Genomic DNA, 20,332 nt, shown 5'->3' with positions numbered 1-20,332 from the left:
TCATGGAAAAGTCATATGTATCATTATCTGTTGCAATAGAAGCTTTACAGGCTGAAGGTTATACAGAAGATTTTAATCTGTGCGATGCAGGTATAGAAAATAAGAGCAAAAAGAAAATTCATAAAGCTACTGAGCTAGATGTGGTGAAATTTTATCGTTTTGAGGGTATGAGTAATCCAGATGATAATACTATATTGTATGTGATTGAAACCAGTACTGGTGAAAAAGGGTTATTGGTAGATGCTTACGGTATGTATGCAGGTAATGTGCCCAAAGATTTAATTGAAAAACTTAGACTTACTTAATGGAAACAACAATCTCGTGGGAAGATTTCAGTAAAATTGATATGCGAACCGGAACTGTAACGGCGGTCTATGATTTTCCGGAAGCTAGAAACCCGTCTTTCAAATTAGACATTGATTTTGGACCTGAAATAGGGGTTAAAAAAACATCGGCTCAAATTACCGAAAAATATGATAAGGAAGATATCGTAGGGCTTCAGGTCATAGCTGTTGTCAACTTTCCAAAAAAGCAAATAGCTAATTTTATGAGCGAATGTCTTATATTGGGTGCTGTAGAGAACAGTTCGGTAGTGTTGCTGCAACCTCAAATGACAGTACCTAACGGATTGAAAATTTCCTAAATTTTTGACTGAGAATATATTAGATAACATACATATTAACTTTGATTCAGGCTCACTATGGGTAATGAACATCGTTCTAGGTTTGGTCATGTTCGGTGTTGCTTTAGAAATATCCGTATCAGATTTTAAACCTTTATGGTTAAGGCCAAAAGCTTTAATTGCTGGGCTGATCAGTCAGTTTTTAGTATTACCGGCAATAACCTTCTTGTTGGTCTTGGCAATAGAACCTTTGCCCAGTATAGCTTTAGGTATGTTTATGGTGGCAGCATGCCCAGGTGGTAATATTTCTAATTTTATATCATATCTATCTAATGCCAATACGGCTTTATCTGTAAGTTTAACGGCTATGGCTACTATGTTTGCCATAATTATGACTCCGCTTAACTTTCATTTTTGGTCCATGTTATATGAGCCAAGTTCAAGTCTAATTAATGAAATTTCTATTTCATCTATAGAAATGTTCAAATTGGTCTTTTTATTGTTGGGCTTGCCCCTTGTACTGGGTATGTTAATCAATTACAAAATGCCTGAATTAGCATTGAAAATCGCAAAAAAGTTAAAGATTGTTTCGTTGGTGTTTTTTATAGGTCTGGTTTTCATTGCGCTATATAATAACAGGATTATTTTTATGGATTATATTCTATATGTATTTTGGATAGTTCTAGCCCATAATCTATTGGCTTTTACAACAGGTTATGGTATAGGTAAACTTTTTAAATTACCTGTGGATAGTATACGTTCTATAACTATAGAAACGGGAATTCAAAACTCTGGTCTAGGACTTTTGTTGATATTTACTTTTTTTGACGGTCTAGGTGGTATGGCACTTCTTGCTGCTTTTTGGGGTATTTGGCATATAGTCTCAGGTTTAATATTAGCCGCTTTTTGGAATAGAAAATCGGTTGCTAAAGAAACAATAGCTTGAGCGGATTTATTTATTCAATGGTAAAGTCCGTGATTAAAACCGGACTATATGGATATCATAAAAAAATAGTGGTATACGGGTTGGAGCATATCCCTAAGGATAAGCCGGTGATGTTTTTGCCCAATCATCAAAGTGCATTGATTGATGTATTATTAATTGCTACCGACTGTAATCGAAAACCATACTTTTTAACGCGTTCCGATGTGTTTAAGGGTAAACTATTAAAGGGTATTTTCTCATATTTTCAAATGCTGCCTATTTATAGAATGCGAGACGGTAGAGATACGCTTTCTAACAATGATGCTATTTTCAACTCTTGTGCCGATATTTTGAGTAGAGGAGAGGCACTGCTTTTGTTTCCGGAAGCAAATCATAATTTACAACGAAGAGTGAGACCTTTAAGTAAAGGCTTCACAAGAATACTTATAAGAACTTTTGAGCTATACCCAGATGTTGATATCATGCTAATTCCTGTAGGATTGAATTATAAACATGCCGATCAGTTTCCTGATCAAGTGGCTATCAATTATGGTAAGGCAATATCTGCCAAAAGCATGTACGTTGCCAATGATTTAAATATGACCAGCCGTAATTTAAAAAATGCAGTTTCTTTACAATTGAAACAATTGACTACCCATATACCAATAGAGCAAGATTATGATACTATGGTAAATCTTCTTAATACAGAAAATGTAGACTTTTTAAATCCTACAGAGGTGAACAATAAAATTAGGCATTATACCAATGAAGTTTCCAATTCAAGCGATTTAACCAATACTGCTAAAGGGAAATCGGTGTTAAGAAGTGTTTTTAACGTATTAAATTTTCCGATGATTATAATGTGGCATAAATGGTTAATGCCAAAGGTTCCGGAGAAGGAGTTTATGGGTACGTTCAGGTTTGCATTTATCTTGTTAGTATACCCACTTTACCTTTTATTGTTATTTGTAGGGTTGTCTATGGTACTTTCTATTAAAGTGGCGTTAACGGCTTTGGTAGTTTTGGTATTATTGAATTTATGGTTCGTTAAAAAAGGGCTAAACTGAATTTTATAACTATAAACTAAAAACGGCCCTTATACATAAGGACCGTTTTGTTTTTTAAGGTTTGTTTTACCTAGATATCTTCAAAACTTACATCTGTAAAGCTAGAAGTATTGGTAGTTGTCTTTTCTACGGGCCCTTCTATTTCTTCCTTTTTGAAATCTTTTTGGTGTCTTTCAGAAATTACTTCAGATCCTTTTTCGTTGATTATAAAATCCATCATCTCTTCAACGTTCTCTTTAAAAGCGTCAAAGTCTTCTTTGTATAAATATATTTTATGTTTTTTGTAATGGAATGAACCATCGTCATGCGTAAATTTCTTACTTTCTGTAATCGTTAAATAATAATCCCCAGCCTTTGTACTTCTTACATCGAAAAAGTAAGTTCTTCTACCTGCGCGTAAAACTTTGGAGTGAATTTCTTCTTGATCTGATAAATCTCTTTCGCTCATTTCTAATGTTTAGTGTCGTTATACTATCAAAAATGAAAAAAAAAACGCTATCCGACAACAATTTTCTAACTTTCTTTCTCTGAGAGCTGTTTGTGGTAGAGGTCTTTATAATAGCCTTCTTGTGAATTTAATTCATCATGTGTGCCCTCTTGAATAAGTCTTCCGTCATCTAAAACTAAAATTTTATCCGCGTTTTTGGCAGAAGAAACTCTATGACTTACAATTAATGTAGTTCTATTCTTAGATGCTTTTTTTAGGTTATTCAATATTTCTTCTTCCGTTTCCGTATCTACGGCAGACAAGCAATCATCAAATAAATAAATCTGAGGTTTTTTAATTAATGCCCTGGCAATTGAAACCCTTTGTTTTTGTCCGCCACTTAATGTTATACCTCTTTCACCTAAGATAGTATCATATTTTTTAGAGAAACCCATTATGTTTTCATGTACCACGGCATCTTTTGCTATGTCAATGATTTCCTCGTCTGTAGCATTCTCCTTACCAAATTTAATGTTGTTCTTAATGCTATCTGAAAATAGGAATGCGTCTTGGGGTACGGCACCAATAGATTCTCGTAAATTGGTAAGGTCTACATTTTTAATAGGTTCGTCGTCTATTAATATCTCTCCGGAAGATGTGTCATATAAGCGGGCTACCAAATCAAGTATGGTAGATTTACCAGAACCGGTTTTACCAATAATAGCTGTGGTTTCACCCTCGTTAATGGTGAACGACAGGTCTTTTATGGCATTAATATTGGTGTCTTGGTATGTGAAATCAGCATTTTTAAATTCAATTTTGCCTTTGATCGTAAGGGTGTTGGTAGGATTATTTTTTATTTCTGACTCTTGGTTTAGAAATTCATTTATCCTCTTTTGACTTGCGGCTGCCCTTTGCACTATTGAAGTTAACCAACCAACAATGGCCACTGGCCAAGTAAGCATATTTACGTATAAAATAAATTCAGCAATTAGTCCTACTTCAATTTCGCCGGCCAAGTATTGTTTACCTCCTATATAAATGACCAAAATGTTACTAATACCTATTAAAAGTATCATTAATGGAAAAAACCATGCATTCACTTTAGCAAGACTTACACTTTTCTCTTTGCCTTCAATGGCAAGTTTAGTAAGATCACTATTGGTCTGTGGCTCTAATGCGTAGGCTTTTATAACGGAAACTCCTGAAAAAATTTCTTGTGTAAAGGTAGATAAGGTAGAAAGGTATTGTTGTACAATGGTACTTCGCTTATGAATTACTTTACTTATTTGATAAATTAGGACCGAAAGAAAAGGTAATGGCAATAGTGTATATGCAGCTAAAGTGGGTGCTTTTATAAACATTAACGGTATCAGACAAGCAAACAATGTTAAGGTCTGTATGCCATACATAATTGCTGGACCTGCATACATACGTACTTCATTAACATCTTCACTGATCCTGTTCATTAAATCGCCTGTTCTATTTTTCTTATAAAAATTGAGACTTAGCTTTTGGTAATGGTCAAATATTTCGTTTTTAAGATCATACTCAATATATCTAGAAATGTTAATGATCAATTGGCGCATTAAAAAAGTGAAGAAACCAGATAGTATTGCAGCACCTACGATAATTAGAATATATTCCATTAATAGTTCTTGTGCGGTAGATTTATCAATTTCCGTTTTAATATACTGCTCAACTACCGTAATAGAGTTGTTCACGTAAGAAGGCATGATCAATTGAAAAAGCCTGGCTATAATGGTTATGATTATTCCGAGAAAAAGCTTAAACCAGTATTTTTTAAAGTATTTATTTAGGTGTTTAAGTTCTTTCATACAATGCTAAAAAAAGAAGATTATCGTTTTCTTTGGTCAAAGATAGTTTTTTGACCTAAAACCATATGTTATAAATAAGCTAAGATAAATACGATTGCTGTTGTGACCCTTTAAATAGATACTTACCTTTGCGGCTTTAAATATCAATTTATTAAAAAAGTTCTTTAAAATGCTTACAAGAAGGCACATTAGAGTTAAGGTAATGCAGAGCATATATGCGCTCGTTCAATCAAAAGATGATTCATTACAGAGACAAGAGAAGTTTTTAAAAGTAAGCATAGAGAATACCTATACGCTCTACTTGTTATGGTTAAGTCTTTTTGTAGAAATACAAAAAAGGGCGGCAGAACAAATTTCTCTTTCCGCAAAAAAATATATTAGTGACGGTAAGCAGGAATTTCCAAATCCTAAGAAGTTTGTTAAGAACAGATTATTGGTGCAAATTCTTGAGAACAAAACACTTGAGGAAGAAATTTCAAATAGGAAATTAGATAATTGGTACCTTAATGAAGAGTACGTTAAGCTTATTTATAAAGATATTATAGAGAGCGAAACGTATAAGGAATACATGTCTACACCAGAAAGCGATTATGCTGCGGACAAAGAATTGATATTGACCTTGTTCAAAAATATCATTGCCCCCAACGAAAAAATTTATGATTACTTCGAAGATGATAAGTTAACTTGGGTAGATGACATTCCTATTGTTAATACGTTTTTGTTAAAACACTTGAAGAAGGTAAAACAAGTTCATCCTGATTCATACTTTTTGCCGAGTCTTTTAAAGGATGATGAAGACATGACCTACGCTATGCAGTTATTGTCTAGAACGTTGTTGAAAAATGATGCATTGGAAAAAGAGATAGATGGTAAAACACCAAACTGGGATAAAGATCGTATTGCAGGCATAGATAGTATACTTTTGAAAATGGCAATTTGTGAATTGTTACATTTTCCTTCAATCCCGGAAAGAGTAACCATTAATGAGTATTTGGAGATTGCCAAAGAATACTCGACTCCAAAAAGTAGCATTTTCATAAACGGAATACTAGATAAGCTTACTAAAGAATACAAATCTGAAGGAAAGCTTAACAAAATGGGTAGGGGTCTATTATAAAAATATTTTATAATTTTACAGTTAATTGATAAATCTAATATAGTATGAAAAAAATAGTTCTAATTGTTGGTCTTGTATCAATGGTAGCTTTTACTTCTTGCAAAGACAATGCTTCAAGTAAAATTAAAACAGATAATGTAGCGGAAGCAGCGGTAAGAGATGAAGCAGCTAAAGCGGTACCGGTAATGTCTTTTGAGAAATCAGAGCATGATTTTGGTACAATTGAACAAGGTGCGGCACAGGAAACAGTTTTTAAATTTACTAATACAGGTAACGCTCCATTAATTATCACAGATGCTAAAAGTAGTTGTGGTTGTACAGTTCCTAATCCTCCAAAAGAGCCAATTGCTCCAGGTGAATCAGGTGAATTAAAAGTGAACTTTAACGGATCTGGTCAAAACCAGGTTACTAAAACTATTACCGTTACGGCTAACACAGAAAAAGGTTCTGAGCTTTTGAGAATAAAGGCTTTTGTTAATCCAAAAGGAGCAGCTCCATTAGGACCTGTTAAATAATTATAAATTACAGATATACCAAAGATGGGTGATATAGGGCAGTTTCTTCCGATGATTTTGATTTTTGTGGTCGCATATTTTTTTATGATCAGACCTCAAATGAAAAGACAAAAGGATGAAAAGAAATTTTCGGCAGAGTTAAAACGTGGTGATCGTGTTATTACCAAAAGTGGTCTGCACGGAAAAGTAGTGGATTTAAATGATAAGGATTTCTCTTGTGTTTTGGAAACAATGGCCGGAAAGTTAAAATTTGATAGGTCTGCCATATCCATGGAAATGAGCAATAAATTAAATGCTCCAGAAAAAAAATAATAATTTCTGAATTCACATAAAAAACACCGATGGAAACATCGGTGTTTTTTTTTGCCTAAATGTGGTATATTTAATTACACTTAAAACAACAACATGCTACACAACAGAAGAAATTTTATTAGAAAAGGCACCGCAGGATTGGTAATGACAGGAGCATCATTTATGTTCCCTATGGAGATGTTATCAATGATGTGTAGGAAGGTGGGCGCCAACGACACTATCAATGTTGGTTTGGTAGGCTGTAAGGGTATGGGTTTCTCTGACTTAAGCTCTTTTTTGAAAATGAGTGATATTAATGTCATAGCATTGTGTGATGTAGATGAAAATGTATTAAGGGAAAGAACAGCTGATCTTGAAAAGGCGGGAATCAAAAAACCAAAATGGTATAGTGATTATAGAAAGTTATATGAGAATAAAGATATAGATGTCGTTATTATTGGTACGCCAGATCATTGGCATTGCCTACAGTTAACAGATGCATTACAAGCGGGTAAAGATGTTTATTGTGAGAAGCCAATTGCTAATTCTGTTGAAGAAGCCAATATTATGTTGGACTTTGTGGAGTCTAGGGATAGAATGGTGCAAATAGGCCAATGGCAGCGTAGTCAACCGCATTTTGTAGATGCCATTAAATATGTGCATTCTGGTGCGTTAGGAGAAATACGCTTGGCAAAAGCATGGGCATACCAAGGTTGGATGAAACCTGTTCCCGTAGTAGCCGATGCTCCAGTTCCTAAAGGGGTAGATTATAAAATGTGGTTGGGTCCGGCTCCCGATAGGGCATTTAATAAAAATAGATTTCATTTCGATTTCAGGTGGTTTTGGGATTATGCCGGTGGTTTAATGACAGATTGGGGCGTACATCTTATGGATTATGCGTTGTATGGTATGAAAGCCGGTACACCAAAATCTGTGATGGCCTTGGGCGGTAAGTTTGCTTATCCCAATGATGCCTCTGAAACACCAGATACTTTACAAACGGTATATGAATATGATGGTTTCTCTATTCTTTGGGAGCATGCCACGGGCATTGACGGTGGTAACTATGGTAGAAATCATGGAATAGCATTTATAGGTAATAATGGTACTCTGGTTGTTGATAGAGGTGGCTGGGAAGTAATACCTGAAACTGAATTTCAGGGCTGGGGTAAAGATGGTATTCCTAAGCTAGAAGCGGTTTCACATACCAAAGGTGAATTCAATGGGTTGGATCTGCATACCCAGAATTTTATAGAAGCGGTAAAAAGTAGGGATAACGCTAAACTAAATGCACCAATTAAAGTGGGTTATGATGCCGCTTTGGTTTCACATATGGGTAATGTGGCCTTTAAAACCGGTAATAGAATTTACTGGGATCCAATGGCCGGTAAATTTAAAAATGAAGAAGCAAACCAGTTTTTAAAGGCTAACTATCATAATGGTTGGAACCTACCTAAATTATAAAAAGAACTATCTACGGTATTTATCATTAAGGCCTAAACCATTTAATATCAACGGAACTATCTTTTCTAATCTAGATAGTTTCGTTTTTTCTTGTTTTGCAGTTGCAATATATTCGGCGTAATCCTTTTGTTTGGAATAGGTTAATTTGTTAAAGGCAGTCTTTAAGTCATCATTATGTTCAATGGCAATAGCTAGGTGGGTAGGAATTACAATTTTTGTTTTGGGCTTTCTTTCCACTTTTAATGCCAGTCCCTTTTTTTGATTTACTATAGCTTCTTGAATGTAAGCTGCAACAACGTTATGGTCAATTTCAGACGTTGAAGAAAACTTCCAATGCCGCATTGCCTTGGTTTTTCCTTCTTGTGCATTTTCCAATACTTTGTGTGAGTCCTTTAAAAACACGCCGTTAAAGAACCATATACCAAAATGCGACTTAAATTTACAAATGGCAATAACATTTTTGTCTTGTGTTGTATACGTAGGGAAGCTCCACTTATATGTTTCTTTTAATTTACAAGCTAAAGCAAGCTTTCTTAAAATAGCTACACCAGTTTTATATTGATGTTCTTCATTGTAGAAATTATCTATTTTTTCTTGCCTGTCCATACTGTTATTGATTTGCTGTTAATTGGCAAATACGCACAATGACTTCCACTGCTTTTTGCATGCTTTCTACGGGTACGTACTCATATTTTCCATGGAAGTTATGTCCGCCAGCAAAAATATTAGGGCATGGTAAACCCATGTAACTTAGTTGTGATCCATCTGTACCGCCCCTTATTGGTTTAATTATAGGTTTTATGCCTATATCTTCCATAGCTTTTTTCGCGGTTTCTACAATATGAAAAACAGGCTCTACCTTTTCTTTCATATTAAAATATTGATCCTTCAATTCTAGTTCAATACAATTATCATATTCATTGTTATACCTTTTAACAATATCTTGCACTAACTGCTTACGCTCATTAAATCGCTTTAGATCATGGTCTCTAATGATAAGCTCTACAGTTGCATGCTCAATTTCACCGTTTATATGATGTATATGGAAAAAGCCATCTCTGCCGTCTGTTTCTTGTGGTATTTCATGTTTTGGAAATTCACTTATAATATAATTTGCAATGAGTAGGGCATTAACCATTTTTCCTTTTGCGTAGCCAGGGTGCACACTTTTGCCACTAACGGTAATTTTAGCACCCGCAGCATTAAAGTTTTCATACTCCAATTCGCCAATTTGGCTTCCATCCATTGTATAGGCCCATTCTGCACCAAATTTTTCAACATCGAATTTGTGTGCGCCTCTACCTATTTCTTCATCCGGAGTAAATCCTATTCTAATTGGACCGTGTTTAATATCCGGATTGTTTATCAAATACTCCATTGCAGTTACTATTTCAGTAATACCTGCTTTATCATCTGCACCTAAAAGTGTAGTGCCACCTGTGGTAATAATGGTTTGCCCTATGTATTGTAAGAGATCATCAAAATATGATGAAGAGAGCACAATATCTTTTTCCTTATTTAAGATAATATCCTTTCCGTCATAATTTTCAATTACCTGTGGCTTTACATTGGAGCCAGAAAAGTCTGGTGATGTGTCAAAATGCGCAATAAAACCTATGGTAGGTACCTGGTGGTCTACATTAGATGGCAGGGTTGCCATAATATATGCATTGTCATCAATTGTGACATCGGTTAATCCTATTGCACGTAGCTCATCAACTAATTTGTTTGCCAGATTCCATTGTTTTTTTGTGCTTGGTGTGGTATTAGATGAAGAATCGCTTTGCGTATCTATAGTGACATAGCTAATAAAACGGTCAATTATATGCTGCATTGTAAAATGGTTTTATCAAAAATAAGCTTATAAATTGTAAATTGGTAAACGTTAGATTCTATAGTGGTAATCATGAAAAGATTTAGGTATATAATATGGTCCGTAATTATTTTGATAAGTGCTAGGGTACATTCACAGGCAGATTGCGTTTTAGGGGTTGGTGTTACCAATGATTCAATTATTTCTGAAATATTTCAGTTAAACGAAATGCAACATGAAAAACTGGTAAGTTTTAGTGCAGAATTAAAGTATAGAAACGATGTTTTGAATAATGAATTACAAAATGTTAAAGAGAGGCATCCACAAAGTAGCGAAACAGAATTAAGACAGCTTGCAGATAAATATAAAAGTGTAATGGATAGCATGGGTAGGGTACAGGCTATGATAGATAAACGGATGTTGACATTGTTCAACTCCAAACAATATGAATTGTACCAATCTTTGTGTAAACAGGCATACCGTTCACCTTATGTAGTTGTTCCAATGGTATATACCGATAGCATTGTTGACAAAAACTGATAAACTATTACTTAACTTTCTCATTTACAGTTTGTATTTTTGCGGCTTCTAAAATATATACATGTACAGGCTTTTTATTAGACCTCTTTTGTTTCTGTTAGACCCAGAAAAAGTTCATTACCTTAGTTTTTCAAGCATTAAGTTTTTTTCTAAAATCGGCTTATCGGGCGTAATAAAATCCATGTTCGCGGTAGAGGACAATCGTTTGGAGCGTGAACTGTTTGGATTGAAATTTAAGAACCCTGTGGGGTTGGCGGCAGGTTTTGATAAAAATGCGGTGCTTTATAATGAATTATCGGATTTTGGATTTGGCTTTGTAGAAATAGGTACATTGACTCCTAAACCACAAGAAGGAAATCCTAAAAAAAGATTATTTCGATTAAAAGCGGATAAAGCAATTATCAACAGAATGGGATTTAATAACCATGGTGTTTTTGAAGCGGTCGAAAATTTAAAGAAAAACCATAAAGTTCTTATAGGTGGTAATATTGGTAAAAATAAGGTGACACCCAATAATGAGGCTATAAAGGATTATCTCATTTGTTTTGATGCCCTTTTTGACCATGTAGACTATTTCGTAGTTAACGTGAGCTCTCCCAATACACCTGGTTTACGGGAATTACAAGATAAAGAGCCATTAACGGCTTTGCTCAATGAATTGCAATTGGAGAACGCTAGGCAAAGTAAACGTAAAGATGTTGCACGTAAACCAATTCTATTAAAGATAGCGCCAGATTTAACCGATAGCCAATTGCTGGATATTATTGATATTGTGAGTGATACCAGTATTGATGGTGTTATTGCAACAAACACTACCATTTCTAGGGAAAATTTAAAATCTCATGCGTTAATAACGGAAGAAGCTGGCGGACTCAGTGGTGCGCCTTTGAAAGATAGAAGTACAGAGGTAATTCGTTTTCTTGCAGAAAAAAGCAATAAAGCATTCCCTATTATCGGTGTAGGTGGTATACATTCAGCAGATGACGCTATAGAAAAGTTAGATGCAGGTGCAGATTTAATTCAATTGTGGACTGGTTTTGTATATGAAGGGCCTGCTTTGGTAAAAGCTATAAACGAGGCAATTTTAGAAAGGGTGTAATAAACTCTTGAAAAATGAAAAGCCCTTGTACATTGTGTGCAAGGGCTTTTCTTTTTTAGCTTGGTTGTATGTTATTTTACCCAATAATCAAGTACAAAGACATCATCTAAATATGGGGTCAGTATTGCTCCAAAAGCTTTATGGTCTGGGTGGGGCAAATAAATAGCACGATCTTCTTCACTTTTGAAAGTTAGGAAAAATGCATGCGTAAACCCTTTGTTTAATCCCTCTGGACTGTTGTTGAGTCCCCATTCGTAACCTTTGATCTGTTCAATTTTTGACGGTAGGGCGCTAAAAGCATCTTCTACCTTTTTTATCTCTTCAGCGGTAGTGCCTTCTTTGAATTTGAAGAATACGGCATGTCTTAAAAGGCTGTCATTTTTAATCATGGTGTTGGTTATATTGTTTTCTTCGGTATCGGCATATGTATTAAATGCCAATGTAAAACAAACTAGTAAGAGAAGTACTTTAATTTTCATAGTATTTTATTTTAAAACAAGTTATTAAAAATAGCTGTAAATAATGGTAATTTGTATTTTCATATCAACCAAGGCACTATTATATTGAACTACGAAATTTTAATGGCCTTTTCTGTGGCTACTTTTTTTTTGGCTTTATCACCAGGACCGGATAATATATTTGTTTTGATACAGAGTATTAGTAATGGTAAAAAATATGGTTTGGCAGTTGTTGCAGGTTTAATGACAGGCTGTTTGGTACATGCTACGCTGTTAGCATTTGGGGTATCGGCAATTATTAAGAATAGCACCACTCTTTTTACAATAATTAAATTTTTTGGGGCGGCTTACTTAGTCTACTTGGCTTTTATGGTCTATAAAGGCGGTGATGTTATTTCTATTGTGGGAGAAGAAAAAAAGAAAAGTAAGCTATCATTATTCAAACAGGGTTTTATAATGAACGTTCTAAACCCAAAAGTGACCATTTTTTTTCTTGCCTTTTTTCCAGGTTTTCTCTTTTCGGATAGTTTAAATAACGTAATTCAGTTTTATACACTGGGTGTTCTTTTTATTTTGGTTTCATCTTTTGTGTTTGGCGCTATAGCCATTTTGGCTGGTCAAATATCTAGCTTCTTAACCAACAATAAGCGTACAGGGTTTGTTTTAAAATGGATTCAGATAATTGTTTTTATGGGTATTGCGATTTATTTAGTTTTAGGTTAGTTTTATTAAAATATTAATAGGATTTACTTATTTAGAGTTCGTATTTTTACATAATGTTTAATTCAAAGATCAAAATAGTAGAGTGCCCTAGAGATGCTATGCAGGGTATTAAGAAGTTTATACCTACCGATGAAAAGGTGAGGTATTTACAATCTTTACTAGGTTGTGGTTTTGATACGTTGGATTTTGGGAGTTTTGTTTCGCCAAAGGCAATTCCGCAAATGGTGGACACTGCAGAGGTTCTGTCTAAATTGGATTTGTCGAAAACCAAATCTAAGTTACTTTCCATAGTGGCAAATGTTCGTGGTGCAGAAGACGCTGTTACCCATGCTGAAGTTGATTATTTGGGCTTTCCTTTTTCTATCTCCGAGAATTTTCAAATGAGAAATACCCATAAAACCATTGCTCAATCTGTAGAAACGTTACAAGAGATATTTAATATTGCCGATGCGGCGAATAAGGAAGTGGTAACGTACATATCCATGGGTTTTGGTAACCCTTATGGTGATCCTTGGAATGTTGAAATAGTTGGTGAATGGACCGAAAGACTGGCGAAAATGGGTGCCAAAATATTATCGTTGTCAGATACCGTGGGGTCATCTGATCCAGAAACTATTTCTTATTTGTTTTCCAACTTAATCCCTAAATACCCAAATATTGAGTTTGGTGCGCACTTGCATACCACACCCTCAAAATGGCATGAAAAAGTTGCCGCGGCATATGAATCTGGCTGTAAGCGGTTTGATGGTGCTATCCAAGGTTTTGGTGGCTGTCCTATGGCCAAAGACGATTTAACCGGTAACATGCCTACGGAGAAAATGTTATCGTATTTTACCTCTCAAAAAGTTGTTACCGGCGTTAATGCCATGACTTTTGAAGCGGCATATAACAAAGCTACCGAGCTTTTTTCCCAATATCACTAATTACTTGTTGTATTTCTTCTGGCTACATTATTAAAAAGTTAAATTTATTTAGATTTAATATAGATAAGGTTGTGTAATGTTAAAACATGTTATAGTTTTGCGCATTATTTAAAATAAGTCTTAATAAAAGAGAAATGAAAAAGAACCTATTATTGTTATCGTCTATTGCTAGTTTAATATTTATTTCATGTAGTTCCGATGATGACGGATTAGAATTGTCAGAATGTGTTGATGGTGATTGTGACCCTATTGAATCTACAATAGATAATCCAGATTCTTATACATTTACAAGGGATAATGAAAGTACTGTTAGCTTTGGTGGTCAGACTACGAGATTAAAAATGGGTGACGAAATTTTGAGCGCATTTACAGATGTAACTTCAACTTCCGAGCAAATATTAAGTATGTATGCCCATGAAGAAGGCGCTAACGATTTTGAAGATGCAGATTTAAATGCATCTGATAAAAGTGTGAGAAGTAAAACAGCTGCCTCTGCAGATTTCTTTGCAACTAATGCTACCGATCAAGCTGTGATCAGAGCGGATTTTGATGGTTGGATCTCTGCTCAAGTAGATGAGGTATTCCCAAACTGGGAAGTTGCAGCAGCAGCAGGTACGGCAGGGCAAATAGCAGACGGTTCTTCTACTAGATACATTAATGCGCAAGGGTTGGAATATAACCAAGTTTTTAATAAAGGTTTGATTGGAGCGCTTACCATTGATCAAGTAGTAAATAATTACTTAAGTACTGCCGTGTTGGATGAAGGTGATAACGTTGCTGATAATGATGCTAATGTAGTAGTTGAAGGTGAAGTTTATACCAATATGGAACATAAGTGGGATGAGGCTTACGGTTACGTGTATGGTTTAAATGCAGATGCCGCAAATCCTAATGATGATTTAGGTGCAGATAGCTTTTTAAATAAATATATTGGGAGAGTAGAAGGAGATGACGATTTTGCGGGCATTGCCGATGAAATTTTTCAAGCATTTAAATTAGGTAGGGCTGCAATTGTTGCTAAGCAATATGATGTTAGAGATGCACAAGCCGAAATAATTAGGGAGAAACTTTCTGAAGTTATCGGTATTAGAGCTGTTTACTATTTACAACAAGGTAAAAATAGTTTAGATCAAGAAACACCTGATTATGGTGGGGCTTTTCATGATTTATCTGAAGGTTACGGTTTTGTATACAGTCTTCAGTTTACAAGAAAAACCAATTCTAGTGAACCTTATTTTACAAAAGAAGAAGTTGATGCGTTTCTTGTAGATTTAATGAATGACGGAGAAAACGGACTTTGGGATGTGGAAGCAACTACATTAGATGCTATTTCTGCTGACATTGCGGCTAAGTTTAATTTTACCTTAGAGCAGGCTGCAGAATAATTTGGTTTAAAGTCGATAAAAAAAGCAATTCAATCTTATTTAGAATGAATTGCTTTTTTTATTTTTGCATTTAATTAGAATAAATAAAAATAATAGATGAAAAAGATTATTGGGATTCTTTGTGTTCTGGCCTTAGTATGGGCATGTTCCAATGATAGTGAAACCGATGATAGCGTAATTGTTGATCCGGTAGAGGAGGTTTCTTTTGAGCGCAGTACTATGTTGGTCAATTGGGCAGATAATATTATTATCCCTTCATATCAAGCTTTTACTGCGGATATGGATGATTTATTGAATACGTTCAATACGTTTAAAGCAGATGTCAATGAAGGTAATTTAATTGCTTTGCGTGCATCATGGTTGAACGCATACAAATCTTGGCAACATGTAGAGATGTTTGAAATTGGTCCTGCCGAATCTGTAGGGTTTCAATTGAACATGAATATATATCCAACGGATAATGAGAAGATTGATGGATTTATTGTAAATGGAAGTTATGACTTGTCCTTATCCTCTAACAGAAGCGCTAAAGGATTTCCTGCTTTAGATTACTTATTGAACGGCTTGGGTGATACCGATGCGGATATACTTGCTTTCTATAGTGGGGATAACAAAGAGGCTTACCTACAATATACCGAAGATGTTTTGATGGATATGCAGTCTTTGACAGAAACTGTGGTGTCTGATTGGACAAATGGTTACAGGGATACATTTGTTGCCAATGACGGAGCATCATCTACGGCATCTGTTGATCGTATGGTGAACGACTATATTTTTTATTACGAGAAGTATTTAAGAGCTGGTAAAATGGGAATTCCTTTAGGGGTTTTTTCAGGTAGTACCTTACCTAGAAATGTTGAGGCTTATTATGAAGCTACTATTTCTAACGAATTGTTTTTAGAAGGTTTATCTGCTGTTCAAGACTTTTTTAACGGTAATCATTTTAATTCAAGTACTCAAGGTGAAAGTTTGGCATCTTATCTGGATGCATTGAACACGCTAAAAAATGGAGAGGATTTGTCTACGTTGATCAATGATCAATTTAATACGGCAAAAAGTATGGTGCTTGATCTTTCTGCGTTTAGAGCTGAAATAGAGAACAGCAATCCGCCAACCTCCATGTTATTGGCTTATGATGAAGTACAAAAGGCCGTACCTATGTTAAAGGTAGATATGGTTTCAGCAATGAGTATTAGTATTGATTTTGTTGATGCCGATGGTGATTAATGGAATCATTAATAGCTAAATATATAAAAGCTCCAATAGAGACCGCCCCTTTGGCGGTCTTTCGTATTTTATTTGGTCTGATGATGCTTTTTAGTATTGTTAGGTTTTGGAGCTATGGCTGGATCGATAAACTTTATATTAAACCAAAATTCTTTTTTTCTTATTACGGGTTTGAATGGGTAAAACCATTAGGTGTTTATACCTACCTTATTTTTGTAATTTGTGGCTTATCGGCAGTTTTGGTAGCTCTTGGTTATCGTTATAAATTAAATATTATCATTTTCTTTTTGAGCTTTACGTATATAGAGCTTATGGATAAAACAACATACTTAAACCATTATTACTTTATTAGTATTCTGAGCTTTTTAATGATATTTTTGCCAGCTAACGCTAACTATTCCCTAGATGCTTATTTAAATCCCAAAAAGTGCTTTCAATATGTTCCCAGCTGGACAGTCAATAGTATTAAGTTGCTCTTAGGTATTGTTTATTTCTACGCCGGACTGGCGAAATTAAATTCAGATTGGTTGTTGAATGCTATGCCCTTAAAAATCTGGTTGCCCGCCAAGTTCGATACCCCTTTTATAGGAAGTTTTTTGGGAGAAGAATGGGTGCAATTTCTATTTAGCTGGTCTGGCGCAATTTACGATCTATCTATCCCTTTTTTACTGCTATATAAGAGAACTAGACCATATGCATTTGTAATGGTGGTCATTTTTCACGTACTAACTAGGGTATTGTTCCCTATTGGTATGTTCCCATATGTTATGATCGTTTCTGCTTTAATATTTTTTGATGCAAAAGTCCATCTTAAGATATTGAGGCTTTTATTTAAAGTATTCAAAATAAACGGTGCTAGATTCAATAATCAAACAGTTTTTAATGAACGGTCATCATTTAAGCTTAGATTGAAGCATATGGTAGTTGTTCTTTTTTTTATGCTTCAACTGGCCATACCTTTTAGGTATCTATTTTATCCGGGAGAATTATTTTGGACAGAAGAAGGCTACCGTTTTTCATGGCGTGTTATGCTAATGGAAAAATCTGGCTACGCCCAATTTAAAATTGTGGACCAAGAATCTGGTCGGTGGTTTTATGTAGATAACACTGATTTTATTACTCCGTTTCAAGAAAAACAAATGGCATTTCAGCCAGATTTTATATTGGAATACGCGCATTTTCTAAAAAACCATTTTGAGAAAGATGGCCATAAGAATGTGCAGGTATTCGTAAATTGCCAAGTTAGTCTCAATGGGAGGTTAAGTACAGAGTTTATTGATCCTACCATAGATTTGGCAAAACAAAAAGAGTCTTTTTTACATAAGCATTGGATAACACCATTTAAAGATGAAATTAAAGGAATTTAGTTATTTACTTTTATTATTAGTATCATTTCCGGTATTTGGTCAACTCACTATTTCTGGTCAAGTAACAGATGTAGAAGGGAATCCTGTTCCAGATGCCGAAATGTATATCAAAGAATTAGAGCGCTTGGAAATCACCAATAATGAAGGTGCGTTTTTAATAGAGAACTTAACGGCAGGAACCTATACTATTGTAGTTTTCGCTTACGAGTTTGAAATTATAGAACAAGATGTAACTATCAATGGCAATACCGAATTCAACCCTGTCATGAATCCTTTGAAGGTTCAGAACTTATCAGAGGTGGTAATAACCCAAAAACGCCAAGAAATTTTTGCCCTAAAACAGTTGAAGAAAGTAGATGGTACTGCCATATACGCCGGTAAAAAAAATGAGGTTGTTTTATTAGACGGTATTACGGGTAATTTGGCGGCCAATAATCCCAGACAAATTTATAGTCAAGTCGTAGGTTTAAATATATACGATAATGGAGATGCAGGGTTACAACTTAATATTGGAGGTAGAGGTCTTGATCCCAATAGAACGGCAAATTTTAATACAAGACAGAACGGCTATGATATTAGTGCAGATGTTTTAGGGTACCCAGAAAGTTATTATACACCACCTGCAGAAGCTTTAGAAGAAATTCAAGTGGTTAGGGGGGCAGCTTCTTTACAGTATGGAACGCAATTTGGCGGCTTGGTCAATTTTAAATTTAAGCAGCCAAATTCCAGTAAGAAAATAGAGTGGACCAGTAGACAGACTTTAGGGTCTTACAATCTAAAAACATCTTTCAATAGTTTAAGTGGTACAGTTGGTAAGTTCAGTTATTACACCTATTTCAATTATAAGGAGGGAAATAGTTTTAGACCAAATTCAGATTATAACAGTAGAAATTATTTTGCGCATGTGGGCTATCAATTTTCGGACAAAACCAAGGTAACTGTAGAAACCACTTTTTTAAATTATTTAGCCAAACAACCTGGCGGTCTTACAGATGCTCAATTTATTGAGGACCCAACGTTTAGTAATAGGGAAAGAAACTGGTTTGATGTAGATTGGAAATTATTTTCAGTTCGTCTAGATCATAAATTCTCTTCAAAAACGGATTTTAGTTTAAATGTTTTTGGATTGGATGCTTCTAGAAGTGCACTTGGTTTTCGAACTAACAGAGTATCACAACCAGATGACCCTGAGGAGCCAAGGGAATTATTGATCGATAATTTTCAAAACTGGGGTGCAGAGGCAAGATTATTAACAAGATATAAGTTAGGTGATACTGAATCTACATTATTGATCGGGTCAAAAATCTATAGTACGGACAATGATCAAAGGCAAGGTCCGGGGACATCGGCGGCGAATGCAGATTTTAACTTTGCAGATGATGAGTTTCCCAATTATGAAAGACAATCTCAATTTAATTTTCCCAATTCTAATTTGGCTTTTTTTGGAGAAAATATCTTTAATATAAGTCCTAAATTAACTTTAACACCTGGTTTTAGGTTAGAGCATATTAAAACGGAAAGTATTGGTAGTTATAAGAATATTGTACTTGATTTGGCTGGTAATCCACTCTTAAATGAGGAAGTGGAAGATAACAGGGAATTTGATAGAACTTTCTTGTTGTTAGGATTGGGTGCTACTTATAAATTGAATTCTAGTGTTGAGTTCTACGGCAATTTTTCTCAAAACTATAGGTCGGTAACATTTAGCGATATCAGGGTGGTCAACCCTTCTTTTCAAGTAGATGAAAATATCTCTGATGAAGATGGCTTTACGGCAGATATAGGTTTTCGCGGTAGACATAAAAATGTATTGTCTTATGACGTAAGTGCGTTCAGCTTGTTATATGATAATAGATTAGGTGAGATTTTAAAAAGTGATACACAAACCAATGCCTTGGGAGAAGAAGTAGAAACGGGTAGTATAGTTCGGTTCAGGGGTAATATTGGTACCGCTTTTATGTTTGGTTTGGAAAGTTTTGCCAATTGGAGCGTAAAAGAAACTTTCTTTTCGGCTAGTGATAAGTTAAAACTGAATTATTTCATGAATTTGGCCTTGACCAATTCTGAGTATTTGTCTTCGGAAGAAACCAATGTAGAAGGTAACAAAGTGGAATTTATACCAGATGTAAATTTAAAGACCGGTCTTAATTTTGGCTATGGTAATATATTGGGTAGTTTACAATATACCTATTTGTCAAGTCAGTTTACAGATGCTACCAATGCTTTGCAAGATGTTAACGACAATCAACGTGGTATAGAAGGGGAAATTCCGGCGTATGATATTTTAGATTTTTCTCTATCATATGTCTATAAAAATTGGAAGTTGGAAACCGGTATAAATAATGTTTTGGACAATAGTTATTTTACCAGAAGGGCAACTGGTTATCCGGGTCCGGGTATCATACCTTCAGAGCCTAGAACCTTTTATGCAACCTTACAATTTAAGCTATAATTCAATTAATGATTGACATGGGGCATCCATTTTTTATCGGACTAAAAGAGGGTCTGAATATGAAGTGATTGTTAAGGTA

At 34.9% G+C, this 20,332-nt stretch carries 21 protein-coding genes; 16 read left to right on the top strand and 5 right to left on the bottom strand.

What is annotated here, in order from left to right:
- Window positions 1-2: 2 nt before the first annotated feature.
- The 4 genes from I600_RS05985 (at window position 3) to I600_RS05970 (ending at window position 2,614) form a co-directional block, all read left to right on the top strand.
- Entirely contained in the window at window positions 3-305 is a 303-nt protein-coding gene (locus I600_RS05985; RefSeq protein ID WP_058103563.1) for a hypothetical protein, read from the top strand.
- Window positions 305-643 (top strand): tRNA-binding protein, encoded by a 339-nt coding sequence (locus I600_RS05980; protein ID WP_058103562.1) that lies wholly within the window; start codon window positions 305-307, stop codon window positions 641-643. Before I600_RS05985 ends, I600_RS05980 begins: the two co-directional genes overlap by 1 nt.
- A 64-nt stretch (window positions 644-707) precedes the next feature.
- Window positions 708-1,568: a bile acid:sodium symporter family protein gene (locus I600_RS05975; protein ID WP_167342531.1), complete on the top strand. Its 861-nt coding sequence runs from the start codon at window positions 708-710 to the stop codon at window positions 1,566-1,568.
- Window positions 1,565-2,614 carry a lysophospholipid acyltransferase family protein gene (locus I600_RS05970; protein WP_058103560.1) on the top strand — a complete coding sequence of 350 codons (1,050 nt, stop codon included), beginning with the start codon at window positions 1,565-1,567 and terminating at the stop codon, window positions 2,612-2,614. The genes I600_RS05975 and I600_RS05970 overlap by 4 nt, the downstream gene beginning before the upstream one ends.
- A gap of 70 nt (window positions 2,615-2,684) precedes the next feature.
- On the opposite strand, the gene I600_RS05965 is transcribed toward I600_RS05970, so the two are convergent.
- Window positions 2,685-3,062, bottom strand: a complete 378-nt coding sequence (locus I600_RS05965; RefSeq protein ID WP_058103559.1) for a PUR family DNA/RNA-binding protein — start codon at window positions 3,060-3,062, stop codon at window positions 2,685-2,687.
- 65 nt (window positions 3,063-3,127) lie between these two features.
- On the bottom strand, window positions 3,128-4,879 hold the full coding sequence (locus I600_RS05960; protein ID WP_058103558.1) for an ABC transporter ATP-binding protein: 1,752 nt from the start codon (window positions 4,877-4,879) through the stop codon (window positions 3,128-3,130).
- Window positions 4,880-5,048: 169 nt separating this feature from the next.
- Here I600_RS05960 and nusB point away from each other — a divergent pair, with 169 nt between their 5' ends.
- From nusB to I600_RS05940, 4 genes are all read left to right on the top strand, one after another.
- Window positions 5,049-5,996, top strand: coding sequence for a transcription antitermination factor NusB (gene nusB, locus I600_RS05955; protein WP_058103557.1), 948 nt, complete (start codon window positions 5,049-5,051; stop codon window positions 5,994-5,996).
- Window positions 5,997-6,040: 44 nt separating this feature from the next.
- Window positions 6,041-6,511, top strand: a complete 471-nt coding sequence (locus tag I600_RS05950; protein ID WP_058103556.1) for a DUF1573 domain-containing protein — start codon at window positions 6,041-6,043, stop codon at window positions 6,509-6,511.
- A 24-nt stretch (window positions 6,512-6,535) separates the two neighbouring features.
- Complete coding sequence (gene yajC / locus I600_RS05945; RefSeq protein ID WP_058103555.1) at window positions 6,536-6,823, top strand: preprotein translocase subunit YajC; 288 nt, start codon at window positions 6,536-6,538, stop codon at window positions 6,821-6,823.
- A gap of 93 nt (window positions 6,824-6,916) precedes the next feature.
- Window positions 6,917-8,266 carry a Gfo/Idh/MocA family protein gene (locus tag I600_RS05940; RefSeq protein WP_058103554.1) on the top strand — a complete coding sequence of 450 codons (1,350 nt, stop codon included), beginning with the start codon at window positions 6,917-6,919 and terminating at the stop codon, window positions 8,264-8,266.
- A 6-nt stretch (window positions 8,267-8,272) separates the two neighbouring features.
- On the opposite strand, the gene I600_RS05935 is transcribed toward I600_RS05940, so the two are convergent.
- The gene (locus I600_RS05935; protein ID WP_058103553.1) at window positions 8,273-8,872 is read right to left on the bottom strand and encodes a YdeI/OmpD-associated family protein; all 600 of its coding nucleotides are present in this window, start codon (window positions 8,870-8,872) and stop codon (window positions 8,273-8,275) included.
- 4 nt (window positions 8,873-8,876) lie between these two features.
- On the bottom strand, window positions 8,877-10,100 hold the full coding sequence (gene pepT / locus I600_RS05930) for a peptidase T (protein ID WP_058103552.1): 1,224 nt from the start codon (window positions 10,098-10,100) through the stop codon (window positions 8,877-8,879).
- 72 nt (window positions 10,101-10,172) lie between these two features.
- Between pepT and I600_RS05925 the strand changes: the two genes are divergently transcribed.
- Window positions 10,173-10,619, top strand: coding sequence for a hypothetical protein (locus I600_RS05925; RefSeq protein WP_058103551.1), 447 nt, complete (start codon window positions 10,173-10,175; stop codon window positions 10,617-10,619).
- 61 nt (window positions 10,620-10,680) lie between these two features.
- A complete protein-coding gene (locus tag I600_RS05920) occupies window positions 10,681-11,718 on the top strand; it encodes a quinone-dependent dihydroorotate dehydrogenase (RefSeq protein WP_058103550.1) in 1,038 nt (345 codons plus the stop codon).
- A 71-nt stretch (window positions 11,719-11,789) separates the two neighbouring features.
- On the opposite strand, the gene I600_RS05915 is transcribed toward I600_RS05920, so the two are convergent.
- Window positions 11,790-12,107: a Dabb family protein gene (locus I600_RS05915; protein ID WP_394364955.1), complete on the bottom strand. Its 318-nt coding sequence runs from the start codon at window positions 12,105-12,107 to the stop codon at window positions 11,790-11,792.
- A 174-nt stretch (window positions 12,108-12,281) separates the two neighbouring features.
- Between I600_RS05915 and I600_RS05910 the strand changes: the two genes are divergently transcribed.
- From I600_RS05910 to I600_RS05885, 6 genes are all read left to right on the top strand, one after another.
- The gene (locus I600_RS05910; RefSeq protein WP_058103548.1) at window positions 12,282-12,899 is read left to right on the top strand and encodes a LysE family translocator; all 618 of its coding nucleotides are present in this window, start codon (window positions 12,282-12,284) and stop codon (window positions 12,897-12,899) included.
- Between the two features lie 53 nt (window positions 12,900-12,952).
- On the top strand, window positions 12,953-13,822 hold the full coding sequence (locus I600_RS05905) for a hydroxymethylglutaryl-CoA lyase (RefSeq protein WP_058103547.1): 870 nt from the start codon (window positions 12,953-12,955) through the stop codon (window positions 13,820-13,822).
- A gap of 134 nt (window positions 13,823-13,956) precedes the next feature.
- Window positions 13,957-15,207 carry a DUF4856 domain-containing protein gene (locus tag I600_RS05900; protein WP_058103546.1) on the top strand — a complete coding sequence of 417 codons (1,251 nt, stop codon included), beginning with the start codon at window positions 13,957-13,959 and terminating at the stop codon, window positions 15,205-15,207.
- A 96-nt stretch (window positions 15,208-15,303) separates the two neighbouring features.
- Window positions 15,304-16,434 carry an imelysin family protein gene (locus I600_RS05895; protein WP_058103545.1) on the top strand — a complete coding sequence of 377 codons (1,131 nt, stop codon included), beginning with the start codon at window positions 15,304-15,306 and terminating at the stop codon, window positions 16,432-16,434.
- Complete coding sequence (locus tag I600_RS05890) at window positions 16,434-17,801, top strand: HTTM domain-containing protein (protein ID WP_058103544.1); 1,368 nt, start codon at window positions 16,434-16,436, stop codon at window positions 17,799-17,801. The genes I600_RS05895 and I600_RS05890 overlap by 1 nt, the downstream gene beginning before the upstream one ends.
- A complete protein-coding gene (locus tag I600_RS05885; RefSeq protein ID WP_058103543.1) occupies window positions 17,782-20,253 on the top strand; it encodes a TonB-dependent receptor domain-containing protein in 2,472 nt (823 codons plus the stop codon). Before I600_RS05890 ends, I600_RS05885 begins: the two co-directional genes overlap by 20 nt.
- Window positions 20,254-20,332 lie beyond the last annotated feature (79 nt).

It is taken from the genome of Maribacter dokdonensis DSW-8, from assembly GCF_001447995.1.
GTDB classification, from domain to species: domain Bacteria; phylum Bacteroidota; class Bacteroidia; order Flavobacteriales; family Flavobacteriaceae; genus Maribacter; species Maribacter dokdonensis.
Note: the sequence above shows the minus strand (reverse complement) of the source record. Positions and strands in the feature narration are given on the sequence as shown.